This is a genomic window from Lysobacter sp. Root690, assembly GCF_001427785.1.
In the GTDB taxonomy this organism is placed as follows: Bacteria; Pseudomonadota; Gammaproteobacteria; order Xanthomonadales; family Xanthomonadaceae; genus Lysobacter.
In genome coordinates this window covers 164-17,678 of the sequence record NZ_LMHM01000017.1, presented here as the reverse complement: position 1 = coordinate 17,678, position 17,515 = coordinate 164, and the positions used below count along the sequence as shown (strand labels likewise).

The following is a 17,515-nucleotide window of genomic DNA, read 5'->3' as shown; positions in this document are numbered from 1 at the left end:
CAAGACCGCAAAGCCGTCCCGTACCGATGTCGCAAAGCCAAGCCAAGCAACCACTTACCCATCTTTCGTGCCTTAATGGGGTAGCTGTCGGCATCCCCGGCCGGCGGAGCTGAGCGCGTGTTCGTCACCATTCCCACGCGCGAGCGCACCCGGCTGCGCTGGGCCACTCCGCTGCTGTTCGCCTTGCTGTGGCTGTGCTTCATCGTCTCGGCGGTGGTCCTGCCGGACCCGGAGCAGCGCCGGCTGATGCTCGAGTGGGGCGCGTTGTCGGGCGGCCTGTCCAGCCCGCTGGCGTGGTGGGACGCGGTGCGCGACGGCAGCCTGCTGCGCCTGTTCAGCGCGCTGTTTCTGCATGCCGACTGGGCGCATCTGCTCGGCAACCTGGTGTTCTTGCTGATCTTCGGCCTGCCGGCCGAGCGCGCGATGGGGCCGTGGCGGCTGCTGGCGTTGTTCCTGTTCGGCGGCGCGGTCGCCAACCTGGCCGCGGTGATCGCTATCGGCACCCCGGACCGCTTGATCATCGGCGCCAGCGGCGCGGTGTCGGCGCTGATCGGCGCGTACCTGGCGTTGTTCCCGAGCGCCAAGCTCGGCGTGGTGGTGCCGCTGGGCCTGTTCCTGCAGTTCGTCAAAGTGCCCGCGCCGCTGCTGATCGGCGTGTGGGCGGCGTTGCAGGTGGTGTTCACCTTCATCGGCCCGGCCTTCGGCGCGGTGGCGTGGTCGGCGCATCTGGCCGGCTTCGCGTTCGGCGGCGCGTTCGCCCTGATCGCCCGCGCCGGCATCGCGCGACGATTGCGGCGCAAGCGTGGGTATTGAGAGCCGGGAATCGGGAATGGGGAGTCGGGAATCGTAAGAGCCGCCCCGATGCTCTTGAGTTGACGGCGCAAGCCCCAACGCTGTTTTCAGATCGCGTCATTGCCGCTTTTACGATTCCCCATTCCCCATTCCCGATTCCCGATTCCCGGCCCCATGCCTACCCTCTACAAAGTCACCTTCCTCAACGCCGGCAAGATCTACGAGCTATACGCGCGCAAGATCGGCTCGGGTTCGCTGTGGGGGTTCACCGAGGTCAGCGACCTGGTGTTCGACGTGCATGAAGGTCTGGTGGTCGATCCGACCGAGGAACGCCTGCGCGACGAGTTCGGCAACACCAAGGTGTTGCACCTGCCGATGCAGAGCATCGTGCGGATCGAGGAAGTCGAGCGCAAAGGCCAGTCGGCGATCCGCGACGCGGCCACCGGCGAGAAAGTCGTCACCCCGTTTCCGTTTCCGGCCAAGCCGCGCTGATTGGCTAGACTGAGGATCGGCGAAACGCGAGGCCGCACGCGATGACCGATACTCCCGTCGATACGATCGAACTCAAGGACCGGCGTTTCGCGGTTGAACGCGCGCAGGTGCAGGGCTGGCTGTACGACGATGCCAGCGGCGAAATCTGCTGGTCGATCAACGTGCGCGGCATGGCAACGCGATTCGGCGATGGCGAATTCAGCCAGGACCTGAGCCCGCATTTCTACGATGAAGCGATGCCGCTGCGCATCGACGACTGGCGCAAGCTCGAACACAGCGGTTACGTATTCGATCTGGAAGGCGACGACGAAGGCGACAGCCTGCCGACCTTGTACCTGTGCTCGCACCTGGCGCTGCCGCGCTCGCAACTGCGTTTCGGCGTGCGCCGCGGCCATCGCTTCGCATTGGATTGGCATGGCCTGGCCGAGGCGAACTGGGACGAGGAATTCGGCCGCGACCTGCCGTTCCGGATCGCGCTCGATATCGAGTTCACGCAGCAGGAGGTGCGGTTCTGGCATCGGCACGACGACGAAGACTTCGAAGCCGCCGCGCGCGCGGTGATGGCACGGCGAGGTTTGTCCGGCGAGCACCTGAGTTATCGCGATCATCGGCGTTTTCGCGACGATCCCGATGACGAGCATTACCGGTTGATCCGCGCGTTCTTTTCGCCGATCGACTGAACCGCGCCGCGCGGTTCGGTCTGAAGACACCCATCTAACGCGGATGACTATTTGGCGTCGAAGCATTCAACTCACACGACGCCGCTTTCGATGAGCGGATCGAAAAGTGTCGGCGCGGATGTCCCGCCCGCAAACGTCTCACGACCTCGCATCGATCGATCTGCCCGCTGCGATCAACACGATTGACGCGATCAAGCCAAAACCGCCGGTCACGCCGCGGCGCGCGCCATAAACGCAAACACCCGGCCTGAGCCGGGTGTTTGCTTGCCGACTGCAATGGCGAGAGTCAGCGCAACGTTCAGCGCTTGCTCGCGCCCGGCGTCGCCGCCTTGCTGACCGCCGTCGGCGTTTTCGCGCCCGCGGGTTTCTTCAGTTCGGCCAGGGCCGATGCGATCGGCGCGTCGCCTTCGAGCACTTCGCCGGCATTGGTGCCGGGCGTGTCCTCTTCGTCGCCGTGCAGATGCCCGGGCAGGGTCGCTTCGGTGTAGCTCGGGCGGCCGTCGGCATCGGGCGCCTTCGGCGCGCGCAGCACCACGTCGGGCACGATGCCCAGCGCCTGGATCGATTTGCCGCTCGGCGTGTAGTAACGCGCGGTGGTGAGCTTGACCGAATCGCCGTTGTCGAGCGGCAGCACGGTCTGCACCGAGCCCTTGCCGAAGGTGCGGCTGCCGACCACGCGCGCGCGGCCGTTGTCGCGTAAGGCGCCGGCCAGCACTTCCGAGGCGCTGGCCGAACCGGCGTCGACCAGCACCACCAGCGGCGCGCCGTCGAGACGGTCGCCCGGGGTCGCGCTGAATTCGGCGTCGCTGATCGCGATGCGGCCGCGGGTACTGACGATCTTGCCGCTGTCGAGCAGGTCGTCGGCGATCTGCACCGCCGAGGTCAGCAGGCCGCCGGGATTGCTGCGCAGGTCCATGACCATGCCGCGCAGTTTGCCGCCCGATTGGGTCTTCAGCTTTTCCAGCTGGGTTTCGAAATCCGCGGCGGTGTCGGCCTGGAACGCGCTGATGCGCAGATAGGCGTAACCCGGTTCGAGCATGCGGCTCTTGACGCTGGTGACGCGGATGGTTTCGCGCGCGACGGTCAGGTCGAAGGGTTTGTCGCGGCCTTCGCGCACGATGGTCAGCACCACCTTGCTGCCGGGCGCGCCGCGCAGGGTGCTGGAACTGTCGCCCTCGTCCACTTTGAACGGCTTGCCGTCGATGGCGATGATCAGGTCGCCGGCCTTGATCCCGGCGCGCGTCGCCGGCGTGTCGTCGATCGGCGAGATGACCTTCAAGGTGCCGTCGGGCTGGCGCTGCAGCTCCACGCCGATGCCGTCGTAGTTGCCGCGCGATTGTTCGTCGAAGTCTTCGGCCGCGACCTTGTCGAGGTACACGCTGTGCGGATCGAGATCGAGCAGCAGGCCGCGGATCGCCGCGTGCATGAGCTTGGCGTCGTCGACCGGTTCCACATACGCCTGCTTGACCGCGTTGTAGACCGCGACGTAACGGCGGATTTCCTCGATCGGCACCTTGGAGTCGACGCCGTCGCCGTCCTTGCTGGGCTTGGCCTTGGCGGCCGGCGCGCGCGCGGGCGGCACCGGCTGCGGCGGGGTGTCGGTGTCGTCCGCGCCGGTGTCGTCGGCCGGCGGAGTGCCCGGCTTGGTGTCGGGCTTGGTGTCGGCTGGTTTGGTCTCGGCCGGTTTCTTATCGGTCGGCTGGGTGGCCGGTGCCGTCGAAGGCGCGGGCTGGGGCGCGCTCTGAGGCGCGACCGGCGGCGGCGTGGTCGGCGCCTGCTGCGCGAACGCCAGCGGAGCGGCGCTCAGCGCCAGGGCGAGCGGTAGCAGACTACGCAGGGGGTGACGCAGGGACATGCACGGCGCTCCGGAACGGGTACGAATCAGGTAGCGATAGGACCGCGCGAGGCGATCCGGGTTCGATCGATTATCTGCGCACGTTAAGCCGCGCGCTTGCAAGCTTTTGTTAAATCGTCGGCGGGTTGCGGATTTCGACTCCTGCGCGCGCCACGAGGTCTGTGTGGGAGGGGCTTCAGCCCCAACGCTTTCGGCTCAGACAAGGCAGGTGTCCGGCGATCCGAGCGAAAAGCGTCGGGGCTGAAGCCCCTCCCACAGAGACCTCCCGCTACGACGCGATCGGCGCGCTTCGAACTGGATCAGCCGTTACCGCCGCGGCGCCCTGCCTCAGCGCCGCAACCAGGTATTCGGATTGACCGGCTGACCGCCGCGACGCAATTCGAAATACAACGCCGGCCGGCCGTGACCGCCGGAACTGCCGACCGTGGCGACCGCATCGCCTTTCTTGACCGTCGCGCCGGCGTCCTTGAGCAGGGCGTCGTTGTTCGCGTACAGGCTCATGTAGCCGTTGCCGTGGTCGACGATCAGCAGCAGGCCGTAGCCGGTCATCCATTCCGAATACACCACGGTGCCGTCGGCGACCGCCTTGACCGTGGCGCCGGCCGGCGCGCCGATCAGCAGGCCTTCACTGCTGCGCCCGTCCGGCATGGTGCCGCCGAAACCGGCCAGCAACGCGCCGGACACCGGCCAGCCCAGTCCGCCGACCTGCGGCGCGGGCGCGCTGGCGACCTGCACCGGCGGTTTGCGCACCGGCGCGGGCTTGCCTTGCGCCTTGGCCGCCGCGGCGGCGGCGCGCGCTTCGCGGGCCTCGCGTTCGGCCTTGGCCTTGGCGGCGGCGCGACGTTGCGCCTCGGCGCGCGCGGCGGCCGCGCGCAATTTGGTCAGCAACTGCTCCAGGCCCTTCGCATCGCGGCCGAGTTCGCGTTCGCGGGTGCTGCGGTCTTCGTATTTCTCGTTGATCTGGGCGACCAGCGCGGCGCGGGTCTTGCGGTCTTTTTCGAGCTGGCCGAGCTGATTGCGCTGCTGTTTGCGGGTGCTGTCGAGGCTGGCGCGGCGCTCGACGATCTGGCGCTCGAGCGCATCGAGTTCGCGCAATTGCGCGCTCAGTTCGGCGATGCGGCGCGCGCGATCGCGCTGCACATAACCGTGATACGTCAGGATGCGGCTGCTGTCGGCGACCTTGTCCTGCGACAACAGCACTTTGAGCGGCGCGTCGTTGCCTTGCGCATACGCGGCGCGCACCAGCCTGGACAACTCGTCGCGCTTGGAACCCAGGCTCGCGTTGAGCGCGTCGCGTTTGCTCTGCAGATCCTTGAGCGAAGCCTGTTCGCGCGCGAGCCGGGTTTCGGTGTCGCGCAGGGCCCGGTTGGAATGGCCGACCTGTTCGTCGGCCTGGCGCAATTGTTGCGAGGCGTCGCCGCGCTGGCCTTCGAGCTTGCGCCGTTCGGCCGCGACCGATTTGAGTTCGGTCTTGATCTTCTCGAGCTTGCGCTCGGCGTCGCGGCTGTTGCTCTGCGCGGCCGCGTGGGCGCCCAGGCTCATCGCCAGCGACCACGCCGCCACACCGGCCAGCCACCACGCGCGCGCGCTCGCCATCAGCGCTCCAGCAGGCTCGTGCCGGTCATCTCGACCGGCTGGGCGATGCCGAGCAGGTCGAGGATGGTCGGCGCGACATCGCGCAAGGCGCCGCCGCTGCGCAAGCTGGCCTTGCGCGGGCCCAGATAGACCAGTGGCACCGGGCCGACGGTGTGCGCGGTGTGCGGCTGGCCGGTGCTCGGGTCGCGCATCATTTCCAGATTGCCGTGATCGGCGGTGATCAGCAGCGCGCCGCCGACCTCCTGCACCGCGGCGGCGATCGGGCCGATCGCCTTGTCGACCGCCTGCGCGGCCAGAATGGCGGCCTGCAGATCGCCGGTGTGGCCGACCATGTCGGGATTGGCGATGTTGCAGATCGCGACATCGATGGCGCCGGACTTGATCGCTTCGATCAGCTTGGCGGTGACTTCCGGGCAGCTCATCTCCGGCTGCAGGTCGTAGGTCGCGACCTTCGGGCTCGGTACCAGGATGCGGCTTTCGCCTTGGTACGGATCTTCGCGCCCACCGCTGAAGAAGAAGGTGACGTGGGCGTATTTCTCGGTCTCGGCGATGCGCAGCTGGGTCAGGCCGTTGGCGGCCAGCAGTTCGCCCAGGGTGTTGTGCAGATCGTCGGGGCCGAATGCGACCGGCGCCGGCAGGCGCGCGTCGTATTCGGTCAGGCAGACGAAACGCGAGAGCTTCGGCCGGCGCGCTTCGTAGCCGTCGAAGTTCGGATCGACGAACGCCGCGCTCAACTGACGCGCGCGGTCGGCGCGGAAATTCATGAACACCACCGCGTCGCCGTCGGCCATCGCGGTGGCGCCGTCGATCACGGTCGGGGCGACGAATTCGTCGGTTTCGCCGCGCGCGTATGCCGCTTCGAGCCCGGCCAATGCGGTCGGCGCGTGCTCCGGGCTGTCGGCTTCGACCATCGCGTTCCAGGCGCGCAACTGGCGATCCCAGCGCTTGTCGCGGTCCATCGCGTAGTAGCGACCGCTGATCGAGGCGATATGCGCGTTGCCGAGGCGGTCGCACACGTCTTGAAGGCGCTGCAGGCTCGGCGCGGCCGACTTGGGCGGCATGTCGCGGCCGTCGAGGAACGCATGCACCGCGACCCGCGCCACGCCTTCGCGCTGGGCGAGTTCGAGCATCGCGAAGATGTGCTTCTCATGGCTGTGGACGCCGCCGGGCGAGAGCAAGCCCATGACGTGCAGGCTGCCGTTCGACGACTTCGCCGCCGCGCAGGCCGCGCGCAACTCGTCGTTGGCGTAGAAGCTGCCGTCCTCGATCGCCGCGTCGATCCGGGTCAGGTCCTGGTAGACGATGCGGCCGGCGCCGAGGTTCATGTGGCCGACCTCGGAATTGCCCATCTGCCCGTCCGGCAGGCCGACGTGGCGGCCTTCGGTGTGGATCAGGGTGTGGGCCTGCGAGGCCAGCAGCGCATGCCAGTTCGGCAAGGTGGCCTGGGCCAGGGCGTTGTCGGCGGGGTCGTCGCGATGGCCCCAACCGTCCAGGATCAACAGCACTACGGGCTTGGGTCGGGCATTCGCTGACACGTGGGGGATTCCTATGACCAGGGGCAGGGGCCGCCGCAGGCGGATTCTGCGATTGTAGCGAAGCGGACGATGAAGCCCCGGGGAACGCGGCGCCGGGTTCGCGGCCGGGTTACTAGCCACATCGCAAGTGCTTGATAGTGCTTGGCTTGGCACGTCCTATGTTCACCGACATCACGAAATGCGCATTCGCCTTAAACCGATCGCGCGCTCGCCGCATCACAGACCTTGCCCACCAAGACAACGGAACACGCCATGACGCGCACCCGCCTCACCCTCAGCCTGTCGGTCCTGATCGCCCTGTCCTCGCCGCTGGCGTTCGCCGACGACGGCATCAGCAAGGTCAACGGCAGCATCAATGTCGAAGCCAGCCAGCGCCAGGGCGACCTGGACACCGTCAACGGCAGCATCAAGATCGGCGACAGCGCCCGCGTCGGCAAGGCCGAGACGGTCAACGGCAGCATCCACGTCGGCAACAGCAGCCAGACCGGCGGCCTGGAAACGGTCAACGGCAGCATCCGCGCCGGCACCAACCTGACCGCGAACGGCGGCATCGAAACCGTCAACGGCAGCATTTTCGTCGATCGCGGCGGCACCGTGCGCGGCGACCTGGAAACCGTCAACGGCGCGATCGGCCTGGTCGATACCGACGTCACCGGCGGCATCGAGACGGTCAACGGCGACCTCACCGTCGGCGTGGATTCGCACGTCAGCGGCGGCATTCGCTACACCAAGCCCAACGGCATCCGCCTGACCAAGCAGCGCGACCCGCGCGTGATCATCGGGCCGAACGCGCGCGTCGACGGCGCGCTGGTGTTCGAGCGCGAAGTGAAGCTGTACGTGCACAGCACCGCCAAGACCGGCCCGATCCGCGGCGCCACCGCGATCGCGTTCAACACCGCGACCCCGCCGGCGGAGTAACGCCGCACCCGCGTCCCGTCCGAGTCGCCACGGCCACGGCGATCCGGGCGGGGCGTTCGCACCGCGCCCGACCGCTCGGCGAGCGAACTGATCGGGACAACACCGCGAAACCGCAGCACCTAGAATGGACCTCCCCCACCCCCGGCCTCGCGCCGCTCCTGGAGGTCTCGACCTTGTTGCCGAAGCATCTGTCCCGAACCACCCCGCTGCTCACCGCCACCTCGCTGGTGGCCGCCGCCCTGGTCCTGTCGGCCTGCGACAAGACACCGTCCAAACCCGACGCCGGCGCGAGCGCCGCCACGCCGGCCCCGGCCCAGCCCGCCGGCGAGCACGGCTTCGACGGCGCGATCAACGCCGCCGACTTCGCCCAGCACGTCAAGGTCCTGGCCTCCGACGAGTTCGAAGGCCGCGCGCCCGGCAGCGCCGGCGAGGAAAAAACCGTCCAATACCTGCAGGCGCAGTTCCAGCGCATGGGGCTCAAGCCCGGCAACGGCGACAGTTATTTCCAGACCGTGCCGATGGTCGAGACCACCGCCGACGAAACCACCTCGCTCAAGCTCGAGGTCAAGGGCCAGCCGCGCGAGTTGAAGTTCGGCACCGACATGGTCGTCGGCACCCGCACCGGCCAGCCGGAAGTGAAGGTCGACGGCAGCGAGTTGGTGTTCGTGGGTTACGGCGTCAACGCGCCCGAGCAGCAGTGGAACGATTACGCCGGCGTCGACGTCAAGGGCAAGACGGTGGTGATGTTCGTCAACGACCCGGGTTTCCACGGCCAGGACGCGACCTTGTTCGAAGGCAAGCGGATGACCTATTACGGCCGCTGGACCTACAAGTTCGAAGAGGCCGCGCGCCAGGGCGCGAAGGCCGCGTTGATCATCCACGACACCGCCGGCGCGTCGTACGGCTGGGACGTGGTCAAGAATTCGTGGTCGGGCGCGCAGTTCGACCTGCCGGCCAAGGACGATCCGGAACCGCGCCTGCCGGTGCAGGGCTGGATCAGCAATGAGGTCGCGCGCAAGTTGCTCGGCGATCTGGGGCAGAACCTCGATCAGCTGTATCAGGCCGCCGGCAAGCGCGGCTTCAAGGCGATCGCGCTGCAGGCCAAGGCCTCGGTGGATCTCAAGAGCAAGATCAGCGAGAAGTCCTCGCGCAACGTGGTCGCGCGCCTGGATGGCGCCAAGCGTCCGGACGAAGCCATCGTCTACATGGCGCATTGGGATCACCTGGGCAACCACACCGGTGAAGGCGGCCATGAAGGCCATGGCGCCGACGCCAAGACCACCGGCCCGGACACGATCTACAACGGCGCGGTCGACAACGCCTCGGGCGTGGCCGGCATCCTGGAAATCGCCGAAGCTTTCAGCAAGCAGACCCCGCCGCCGGACCGTTCGCTGCTGTTCCTGGCGGTGACGTTGGAGGAATCGGGCCTGTTGGGTTCGAAGTATTACGTCGCCCATCCGACCGTGCCGCTGAACAAGACCGTCGCGGTGATCAACCTCGACGCGATGCCGATCATCGGCAAGGCCCGCGACATGACCGTGGTCGGTTACGGCAGCTCCGAGCTCGAGGACATCCTCAAGACCGTCGCCGATGGCCAGCAGCGCGTGCTGCATGCCGAAGCCACCCCGCAGGACGGCTTCTACTTCCGCTCTGATCATTTCAACTTCGCCAAGGCCGGCGTGCCCGCGCTGTACGCCAAGGGCGGCGACGACCTGATCGACGGCGGGGTCGAAGCCGGGAAAAAGGCCCAGATCGACTATCGCGACAACCGTTATCACAAGCCTGCCGATGAGTTCGACGCGGCCTGGAAGCTCGACGGCCTGGTCCAGGACCTGGACGCGCTGTACGGCGTGGGCAAGGTGCTGGCCGGCAACGAGCAGTGGCCGAACTGGTACGAGGGCAACGCCTTCCGCGCCGCGCACGACAAGCTGATGGCGCCGCCGGCGAAGTAATCCGCGCCCGCGCGCGGGGCCGGTCCGGCGGGCCGGCCCTTGCCGCACAGCGATCCGACCACGGCGCCCAAGGGCGCCGTGGTTTTTTCCGCTAGGCTTTAGCAGCCGCGGCTTGCGGTATGCCTGAAGGAACACGCATGTCCATGTCCATCGCCTACTGGTGCGTGCTGATCGCCGCGTTGTTGCCGTACCTGTGGGTCGCCGTCGCCAAGGCCAGCGGCAAGCGCTACGACAACCGCGACCCGCGCGGCTGGCAGACCCGCCAGGACAACCCGCGCTCCAACGCCGCCTACGCCGCCCACCTCAACGCGTTCGAAGCCTTCGCCCCGTTCGCGGCCGGCGTGATCGGCGCGCAGATGACCGGCGTGGCCACCGACTGGATCGTCGGCCTGGCGATGGCCTTCATCGTCTTCCGCGTACTGCACGGCGTGTTCTATGTGCTGCGTCAGCCGAGGTTGCGCAGCCTGGCCTGGGTGCTGGGCTTCGGCTGCGTGCTGGCCTTGCTGGTCCTGGCCGCGCTGGCGGCGTCCGAAGATGCCAGCGCGCAGGTGGTGCTGCGTCTGCTCGACGGCTCTACGCAAGCCGGTTTGCCCAGCTGAGTCCTGCGTAAGCCTTTCGCATCCGTCCCTTGCGAACGCAGCTCGCGTTCGCCACGTCCCCCGCCGCATCCCGCTGTCCCGAAGAGTCGTGAATGTCCCCCGCCCCGCGCACCGATCATGAAAACTTCGCGCAATCCCTGCGCGGCGACGGCTTCTGCTTCGTCGACGGCGAGCACATGCGCGAGCATCTGCTGCAGCACGGCTCGCTGCAGGATTGGCCGGCTTTCGCCGACAGCTGGAACGACCTGGCGCCCGATCAGTACCTGGCCAGCGTCGGCCGCCATCGCCGCCGCCGGCATGCGGTGTTCCGCGCCGGCCGCGACGGCGCGATCGAGCGCCAGCCGCATCAGCCGCATTACCAGAGCCTCAACTACAACACCTTGCAAGGTGACATCGAGCGCTGGTTCGAACCGGTGCACGACACCATCGCCGGCGGCGCCAGCCTCACCACGGTGCTCGGGTTCTGCCGCGATTTCTTTTCCACGCTCGCGCCGGATACGCAGGCCTGGCATATCGAGCTGCATCAGTTCCGCATCGAAGCGCGCAGCGACGAAGACGGCCAGCCCACACCCGAAGGCGTGCATCGCGACGGCGTCGACTACGTGCTGGTGCTGTTGATCGACCGCCACAACATCCTCAGCGGCACCACCACCATCCACACCGCCGACGGCACCGAACTGGGCAGTTTCACCCTGACCGCGCCGCTCGACGCCGCGCTGGTCGACGATGCGCGCGTATTCCATGGCGTCACCGCGGTGACGCCGCAAGACCCGCAACGCGAAGCGCATCGCGATGTGCTGGTGGTGACGTTCCGCAAGACGGCTTGATTGCATCGGGGTCGGCGCGGCGGCGCGATGTTTGAAGTTTGATTCACAGCCCCTGCCGAGACTGAGGCTCCCGCTTGCCGAGATCGCCTCCATGACCCCGCACCGTATTCGCCGCGCCGTACTCGCCCTGTCGTTGCTGCTCGCCGTTGCACCTTCGATGGCCGCCGACAAGATCCTGATCGTGGTCAGCGGCGAAGGCCGCGACCAGGGCAAGACCCGGCCGGGCTTCGAGATGGACGAATTCGCCCAGGCCTATCTGATCTTCCGCGACAACGGCTATGCCATCGACGTCGCCAGCCCCAACGGTGGCCGCGCCGAAGCCGACAAATACGACGCGACCGAAGCGTTCAACGCGAGCCTGCTCGCCGATGCCGACGCGACCGCGCAACTCGCGGCCACGCGCAAGACCGGCGATCTCAAGGCCGCCGACTATGCCGCGGTCTACGTGGTCGGCGGCAAGGGCGCGATGTTCGATCTGCCCGCCGACCCGGCCTTGCAGCGCGTGGTGGCGGACATCTACGAACGCGGCGGCGTGGTCGCGGCGGTCTGTCACGGCCCCGCCGCGCTGGTCGACGTGCGGCTCGGCAACGGCGCATGGCTGGTCGACGGCAAGCGCATGACCGGTTTCAGCAATGAAGAAGAGGCCGTGTTCGGCAAACGCTGGGCGAAGCAGTACCGCTTCCAGCTCGAAGACGCGCTCAAGGCGCGTGGCGCGCAATGGCAGGAAGCGGCCTTGATGATGCCCAAGCTGGTCGTCGACGGCCGCCTGATCACCGGACAGAACCCGTACTCGACGCCCGCCGTCGCCGAAGCCATCGTCGGCGCGCTCGGCCGTCAACCCAAAGCGCGCACGCCGTGGCGCGACGAACGCACCATGGCCCTGGTGGAGCGCGCATTGAACGGCGAATCCGCGGCCGTGCGCCAGGCCCTGGCCGCCGATCGCGACAGTTATCACGTGCAACTGATAGGCCTGCTCGGCTACTACCAATCGCAGTCCACCGAGGACCTGGCCGCCACCCGCGACGCGCTGTCGATCATGCAACTGGCCGCGCCGTACATGCCCGAACCGCAACTGCGCCTGGGCATGGCCGAAGCGCACCTGCGGCTGGGCGATCGCGAACGCGCGCGCGCCCTGACCGGCGAAGTACTGGAAAGCCACCCCGACATGGCCGAAGCTAAACAACTGTTGCAACGCATCGGAACCTGAGCCGCGATGGTGGAGCGTCTGCGCATACTCGTGGTCGAAGATCATCTGCCGCTGCGCGCGGCGATGGCGGCGATGTTCGAGTCGCACGGCCATCAGGTCGACTTCGCCGCCGATGGCCGCACCGGCTTGCGCCTGGCGCTGGACGATCCACCCGACGTATTGGTGCTGGACCTCAACCTGCCCGGCCTGGACGGCCTGCGCGTATGCACGCAGTTGCGCGAGCAGGCCGACCGTCGCATCCCGGTGCTGATGCTGACCGCCCGCGACACCCTCGCCGACAAGCTCAAGGGCTTCGAGGCCGGCGCCGACGATTACCTGGTCAAGCCGTTCGCGGGCGAGGAACTGCTCGCCCGCTGCCTGGCGCTGTCGCAGCGCCATCGCGGCGGCGAACAGCATCTGCTGCGGATCGGCCCGCTCAGCATCGATCGCCGCGGCAACAGCGCGCAACGCGACGGCACGCCGCTCGAATTGCATCAGACCGCCTACCGCATTCTGCTGATTCTTGCCGAAGCCTGGCCCCGCACCCTCACCCGCAGCGAACTCATGCAACGCTTGTGGGGCGATGAAGCGCCGCCGTCGGATCCGTTGCGTTCGCATCTGTATCTGTTGCGGCAAGCGCTCGACAAACCCTTCGCCTGGCCGATGCTGCACACCGTGCATGGCGTCGGTTTCAAGCTGTGCGAACGCCCATGAAGCGGCCGCGCCGGCGCATGCGCAACCGTCTGATGATCGCGTTCGGCGGATTCGCTGTGCTGGTCGCCGGCGTGTTCGGCCTCTACGCGATGGTCTTCATGTACGCGACCGAGGACGCGTTCTTCGACGCCGCGTTGCGACAGGAAGCCGCCGCCCTGATGCGCGCGCGACAGCAGCACGGCCGCTGGGAAACGCCGCGCAGTCCGTACATGAAGGTGTACACCGACGTGGCGCAATTCCCCGACGACTTGCGTTCGACTTATCAAGACGAACCCTGGCGTCACGAATACGCGGGTCGCGACGGGCGCCACTACCATCTCAGAACCCTGCAGGCCCCCGCCCCGGCCGCGAACGCATGGTTGGTCGCCGAAGTCAGCCAGCAATTGGTGGTCCGGCCGATGCGCGACCGCATCCTGCAATTGCTGGCCTGGTCGGCGGCCGCGGTGTTCGCATTGGCGTTGTTGATCGCTTACTGGCTGGCACGACGGACCGCGGCGCCGCTGGCGCGACTGGCCGCGCAGGTCGGCTCGATCACCCCGCAGCATCTGCCGGCGCTGCCGCTGCCCGAGCGCGTCGACGACGAAGTCGGCATGGTCGCGCAAGGCGTCGCCGAATTGATCGAACGCATCCGCACCTTCATCGAACGCGAACAGGAATTCACCCGCGATGCCAGCCATGAACTGCGCACGCCGCTCGCGGTGATCGCCAGCACCAGCGAGCGCCTGCTCGACGAACCCGGCCTGTCGCCGGCCGGACGCCAGCACTTGATGCATCTGCGCCAATCGGCGTCGCAGCTCGAGCAGACCGTCGCCACCCTGTTGAGTCTGGCGCGCGAGTCGCAGGAGCCGGCACACGCGGGTGATCCGGTGGCCGTGTTGCCGCTGCTGGAACGCGTGATCCTGGATCAGGCAGTACTGCTGGAAGGAAAAGAGATCGAACTCGATATCCAGGTGCCGCCCGACATCCGCAGCGTATTGCCCGAACCGGTACTGCACATCCTGTTGTCGAATCTGATCGGCAACGCGTTCGCGCACACCGAAGCCGGCGTGGTGCGTATCTGGATCGAGCATGCGCAAAGCCAGGACCGCGCAAGCTTCAACATCGTCAACAGCGGGCACGCGATTGAACCGGACTTGCTCGCGACCCTGCACCGGCCGTTTCAACGCCGCGAAGGCAGCGCCGGCCTCGGACTTGGCTTGGCGATCGTGCGACGGCTGTGCGAACGCTATCGGATCGGCTTGCGGATCCAGACCGAGGATGGAGACACGCGGGTCGAACTCGGTCTGGCGCCGCAGGGTGATCACGTCACCTGAGATGCAAACGACCGCTGCGCGATGTTCGCGATCGCTTGCACGACCCGGCGGTAACCCGCCCGCCATTCCGACCCGAAATTATCGCGGCAGGATCAGTCGAAACACGGCTGACAATTCGCGATGTCCTGCGTTCATTGCGAGAGGCCGGCGCCTGGATACCGGTTATTCGTCACCCCGCGCGATCACCACCGCAACCACAATCAATACGCAGGCTCGACACCCTCTGTAGGAACGACGTCCTACTGGATTTCCTTCGCCACCGCGTAACCCACATACGACACAAGCCCGAAGTAGACCACGGCATCGGACTTAGTGCTGATCCTTGCCGATGTTGGTGAACTTCATCTGGACCTCTCCTCGCGATCTTGGATCGGCCGGCCCGGGATCAATCGCCGGACCGCATGGGTCGCGATGCGCGACCAAGGACGGGTGCAGCCGCGCTGCGCGCTCGCTGCTTCCGACCAAGGTCGGTGAATCGTCGCGATTTCGACTCCGGGCGCCGTCGTCCCGAGTGGATCTGCGCCCAACGGGCGTTTCGCACCGCGCTCACAGGGTCGCGATGCAACCACTAACCGCCGCTGTAGAACAATTCATACAGCATATTGTCGTCGCTCGCCTGCGGCTGCATGTACTCGTCGCCGCGGTACACGATTCGCGCCGCTCCATTCGCGTCGACGAAGCCCATCGGATCGGCGTTCTCTTTCAACGCGCCGCGAGTGGCGCTCATATCGTTGAGCAGCCATTGGCCGTTCCAGTCGACCCGTTCGAAGATGCGGCTGTCCTCGCCTCGGTACACCACACGGCCGCGTTGCCGGCGACAAATTCCATCGGGTTGCCGAGCGCTTACGATCACTCCATCAATCGATTCACCGAAGATAGACAAGACGCCACCGATCGTAGCCTCCACGCATGGAACTGCGTCAGAAGTTGATATTGTTGTCGCTGACGACGCTGCCCGCAGCCGAATTTGCGATGAAGCTCACCCGTGTATCAGCGATGTTGTTCGCTACCAGCACACGATCGGAAGTCCCGCTGATCTCGGTGAAGTACGCGGTTCCGATATTAGGCATCGAGCGGCAACGGCTGATAATCACGTTCTTGGCGTTGTAAACCGAGACGCAGGAATCCGCGGCGATCTGGCCGAAGAAATCGCAATCCAGGATCGAAGTATCGTCGAATTGGGTCAATACGATCGGCCGGTACTGCGCGGTCATGATCTCGTTAATCTTCGCTCCGCGCACCGAGACAGCCTTGACCCGAGCTGCTCCGAAACGCTCGAACAGCATCGCATTGCCGTTAAACCCGACAACATAAGGGTTGTCGATGAATATTTGGAACAAGTCGGCAGTGTCGTCTACCACAATCCACAGGGCATGGGCGCCCACTGGATTGCTGCTGCCTTCCCACTGAAGCGAGTTGAACCACAGATCGCCGATGCGACCATTCTTATGCGCGTAGATCAACGTACCCGAACCATAGAAGATCGTGCCAAAGAAGCGAATGCCGCGGATCTCACTGGCTGCCCCGGTTGCTGCGGATTCGATCTTGAGTGGTGGATTAGTCACGGTGCCACCGAACTGGCAATTGTTGAAATCCAAGTCTCCGATGAACGAATTGTTTTCGTGGGTCGCGATCTCCAAACCGCCGTCGTTGACCACAACTCGATCGAAATTGATCATTCGCGTCAACGCACCAACAAGTCTTATCGTTGGCGTATTGAAGCCCAGAGCGAACACGTCGCGTAGTTGGCACTTCTGGAAACCAGCGAATTTTTTGCCGACTTCGCCGATCTGAATCGCGCTGCGGCCGATCAGGCCGTTTTGGCTGGCGAAATAGCCGTTGAAACGTAGGTTATCGATTTGGAAATAGCCCACTTCCAAACCCGGCGTGCCGCCGATCGGGCATTGCGGCTGCAAGCGCAGCGCCGGGCCAGCCACATTAGCCATGATTTCGCAGTTGTTGCCCTTCAACAGAAATCTGCGAGATGGGTCTCCTACCGCTGCCGCGCCAAGCTTGACCACAACCGTGGAGTCCACGCGAATCCTGCGGCCCGCCGGCAACTCCAGCGCGATGGCGCGATCGTTGGCGTAGTCCACCGCCGCTTGTAGCGCCGCGGATGAATCCACGCCTTCGTTCGACCCCAATCCAAAGACGTCCGCGTGGATCGCATTGACCGGACCAGGCAAGGGATGGACATATACACGCGTCGAGCCGACCTTGACCCGCCCAGGGCCGAAGAACTTTCCCAATGCCGGTGCTATTGCAACGGTGTAGTCGCCTTCCGGCACATAGACTTGTCCAGTCGTAGTCGCGGCTTGGGCGAAAGCGGTCGAATCGTTGGAGGTGCCGTCCCCGCTCGCTCCGAAGTCCTTAACGCTGAGCATCTCGCGCAAACGCCCCTGGACCGAGCGCGGCGTGGCGCTACCGTCCGCGGGCGAATAGCTCACGTCGTTGGCATCGATAAGCACCGATTGTTGCGCTACCGAGCTCCCACTGCTCAATGCACCTGCGGCCGCAGCCGCCGTCATGGCCAACGGCGCTGTTATGAACTTTCGTCTTTTCATACAAATTCGTCCTGTCCGTGGCCGTGCGAGATCATGCGCGCCGACGCATTGTCGCCGTTATGTGTTGCCGACATTGAGAATGGAGGACGCTCGGCCAGACGTCAGGTGGCATTTATCGAAGTCGGAAACTTCATGATTTAACGACGCCTACCTATCAAGACCATCCCACGCGGCGCGATCAGCATCGCAACCCAAATTCATACGCATGCCCGACATCCCCGATGGGATTGGCGTCCTACTTGATTTCCTTCGGTCACAAGCCACGACTGCGCCACTACACATTCGACGCGGACCAGAAATTGCCGGTGTTGGCAACGCCTGCAGAAACTGCGGCAAGGGATGACGATCGCAAGGGCGCACATCGATTATCCGCGCCGGTCCAGTTGATACACAGCGGCGATAGCTTCCTGTAGGAGCGGCGCAAGCCGCGACCGGGAGACCCACCTTCGACGCGAGCGCGTTGCACGGGCGCGGCTTGTGCCCGAAGGAAAC

At 65.9% G+C, this 17,515-nt stretch carries 15 protein-coding genes; 10 read left to right on the top strand and 5 right to left on the bottom strand.

Going from position 1 to position 17,515, the window contains the following annotated elements:
• Window positions 1-117: 117 nt before the first annotated feature.
• The 3 genes from ASD86_RS20770 (at window position 118) to ASD86_RS20760 (ending at window position 1,964) form a co-directional block, all read left to right on the top strand.
• Window positions 118-813: a rhomboid family intramembrane serine protease gene (locus tag ASD86_RS20770; RefSeq protein WP_036112535.1), complete on the top strand. Its 696-nt coding sequence runs from the start codon at window positions 118-120 to the stop codon at window positions 811-813.
• Between the two features lie 153 nt (window positions 814-966).
• The gene (locus ASD86_RS20765) at window positions 967-1,284 is read left to right on the top strand and encodes a DUF1820 family protein (protein ID WP_036112538.1); all 318 of its coding nucleotides are present in this window, start codon (window positions 967-969) and stop codon (window positions 1,282-1,284) included.
• A gap of 41 nt (window positions 1,285-1,325) precedes the next feature.
• Window positions 1,326-1,964, top strand: coding sequence for a hypothetical protein (locus ASD86_RS20760; protein ID WP_056115281.1), 639 nt, complete (start codon window positions 1,326-1,328; stop codon window positions 1,962-1,964).
• A 298-nt stretch (window positions 1,965-2,262) separates the two neighbouring features.
• Here the strand turns inward: ASD86_RS20760 and ASD86_RS20755 are convergent, their stop codons facing one another.
• The 3 genes from ASD86_RS20755 to gpmI form a co-directional block, all read right to left on the bottom strand.
• On the bottom strand, window positions 2,263-3,819 hold the full coding sequence (locus ASD86_RS20755) for a S41 family peptidase (RefSeq protein ID WP_082578576.1): 1,557 nt from the start codon (window positions 3,817-3,819) through the stop codon (window positions 2,263-2,265).
• A gap of 327 nt (window positions 3,820-4,146) precedes the next feature.
• On the bottom strand, window positions 4,147-5,415 hold the full coding sequence (locus ASD86_RS20750) for a peptidoglycan DD-metalloendopeptidase family protein (protein WP_056115279.1): 1,269 nt from the start codon (window positions 5,413-5,415) through the stop codon (window positions 4,147-4,149).
• Window positions 5,415-6,950, bottom strand: a complete 1,536-nt coding sequence (gene gpmI / locus ASD86_RS20745) for a 2,3-bisphosphoglycerate-independent phosphoglycerate mutase (protein WP_056115276.1) — start codon at window positions 6,948-6,950, stop codon at window positions 5,415-5,417. Before gpmI ends, ASD86_RS20750 begins: the two co-directional genes overlap by 1 nt.
• 252 nt (window positions 6,951-7,202) lie before the next feature.
• Between gpmI and ASD86_RS20740 the strand changes: the two genes are divergently transcribed.
• From ASD86_RS20740 to ASD86_RS20710, 7 genes are all read left to right on the top strand, one after another.
• On the top strand, window positions 7,203-7,868 hold the full coding sequence (locus ASD86_RS20740; protein WP_056115273.1) for a hypothetical protein: 666 nt from the start codon (window positions 7,203-7,205) through the stop codon (window positions 7,866-7,868).
• A 173-nt stretch (window positions 7,869-8,041) separates the two neighbouring features.
• Window positions 8,042-9,820, top strand: a complete 1,779-nt coding sequence (locus ASD86_RS20735; RefSeq protein ID WP_235567850.1) for a M28 family metallopeptidase — start codon at window positions 8,042-8,044, stop codon at window positions 9,818-9,820.
• 137 nt (window positions 9,821-9,957) lie between these two features.
• Window positions 9,958-10,419: an MAPEG family protein gene (locus ASD86_RS20730; protein ID WP_200957284.1), complete on the top strand. Its 462-nt coding sequence runs from the start codon at window positions 9,958-9,960 to the stop codon at window positions 10,417-10,419.
• 92 nt (window positions 10,420-10,511) lie between these two features.
• Entirely contained in the window at window positions 10,512-11,246 is a 735-nt protein-coding gene (locus tag ASD86_RS20725; RefSeq protein WP_056115269.1) for a 2OG-Fe dioxygenase family protein, read from the top strand.
• Window positions 11,247-11,337: 91 nt separating this feature from the next.
• Entirely contained in the window at window positions 11,338-12,453 is a 1,116-nt protein-coding gene (locus tag ASD86_RS20720) for a DJ-1/PfpI family protein (protein WP_056115264.1), read from the top strand.
• Between the two features lie 18 nt (window positions 12,454-12,471).
• Window positions 12,472-13,146 (top strand): response regulator transcription factor, encoded by a 675-nt coding sequence (locus tag ASD86_RS20715; RefSeq protein ID WP_200957293.1) that lies wholly within the window; start codon window positions 12,472-12,474, stop codon window positions 13,144-13,146.
• 17 nt (window positions 13,147-13,163) lie between these two features.
• Complete coding sequence (locus ASD86_RS20710) at window positions 13,164-14,459, top strand: HAMP domain-containing sensor histidine kinase (RefSeq protein ID WP_162253718.1); 1,296 nt, start codon at window positions 13,164-13,166, stop codon at window positions 14,457-14,459.
• Between the two features lie 568 nt (window positions 14,460-15,027).
• Here the strand turns inward: ASD86_RS20710 and ASD86_RS20705 are convergent.
• Both ASD86_RS20705 and ASD86_RS26995 read right to left on the bottom strand, forming a co-directional pair.
• Window positions 15,028-15,255 carry a hypothetical protein gene (locus ASD86_RS20705; RefSeq protein WP_157476958.1) on the bottom strand — a complete coding sequence of 76 codons (228 nt, stop codon included), beginning with the start codon at window positions 15,253-15,255 and terminating at the stop codon, window positions 15,028-15,030.
• A gap of 124 nt (window positions 15,256-15,379) precedes the next feature.
• On the bottom strand, window positions 15,380-17,023 hold the full coding sequence (locus ASD86_RS26995; RefSeq protein WP_157476956.1) for a glycosyl hydrolase family 28-related protein: 1,644 nt from the start codon (window positions 17,021-17,023) through the stop codon (window positions 15,380-15,382).
• Window positions 17,024-17,515 lie beyond the last annotated feature (492 nt).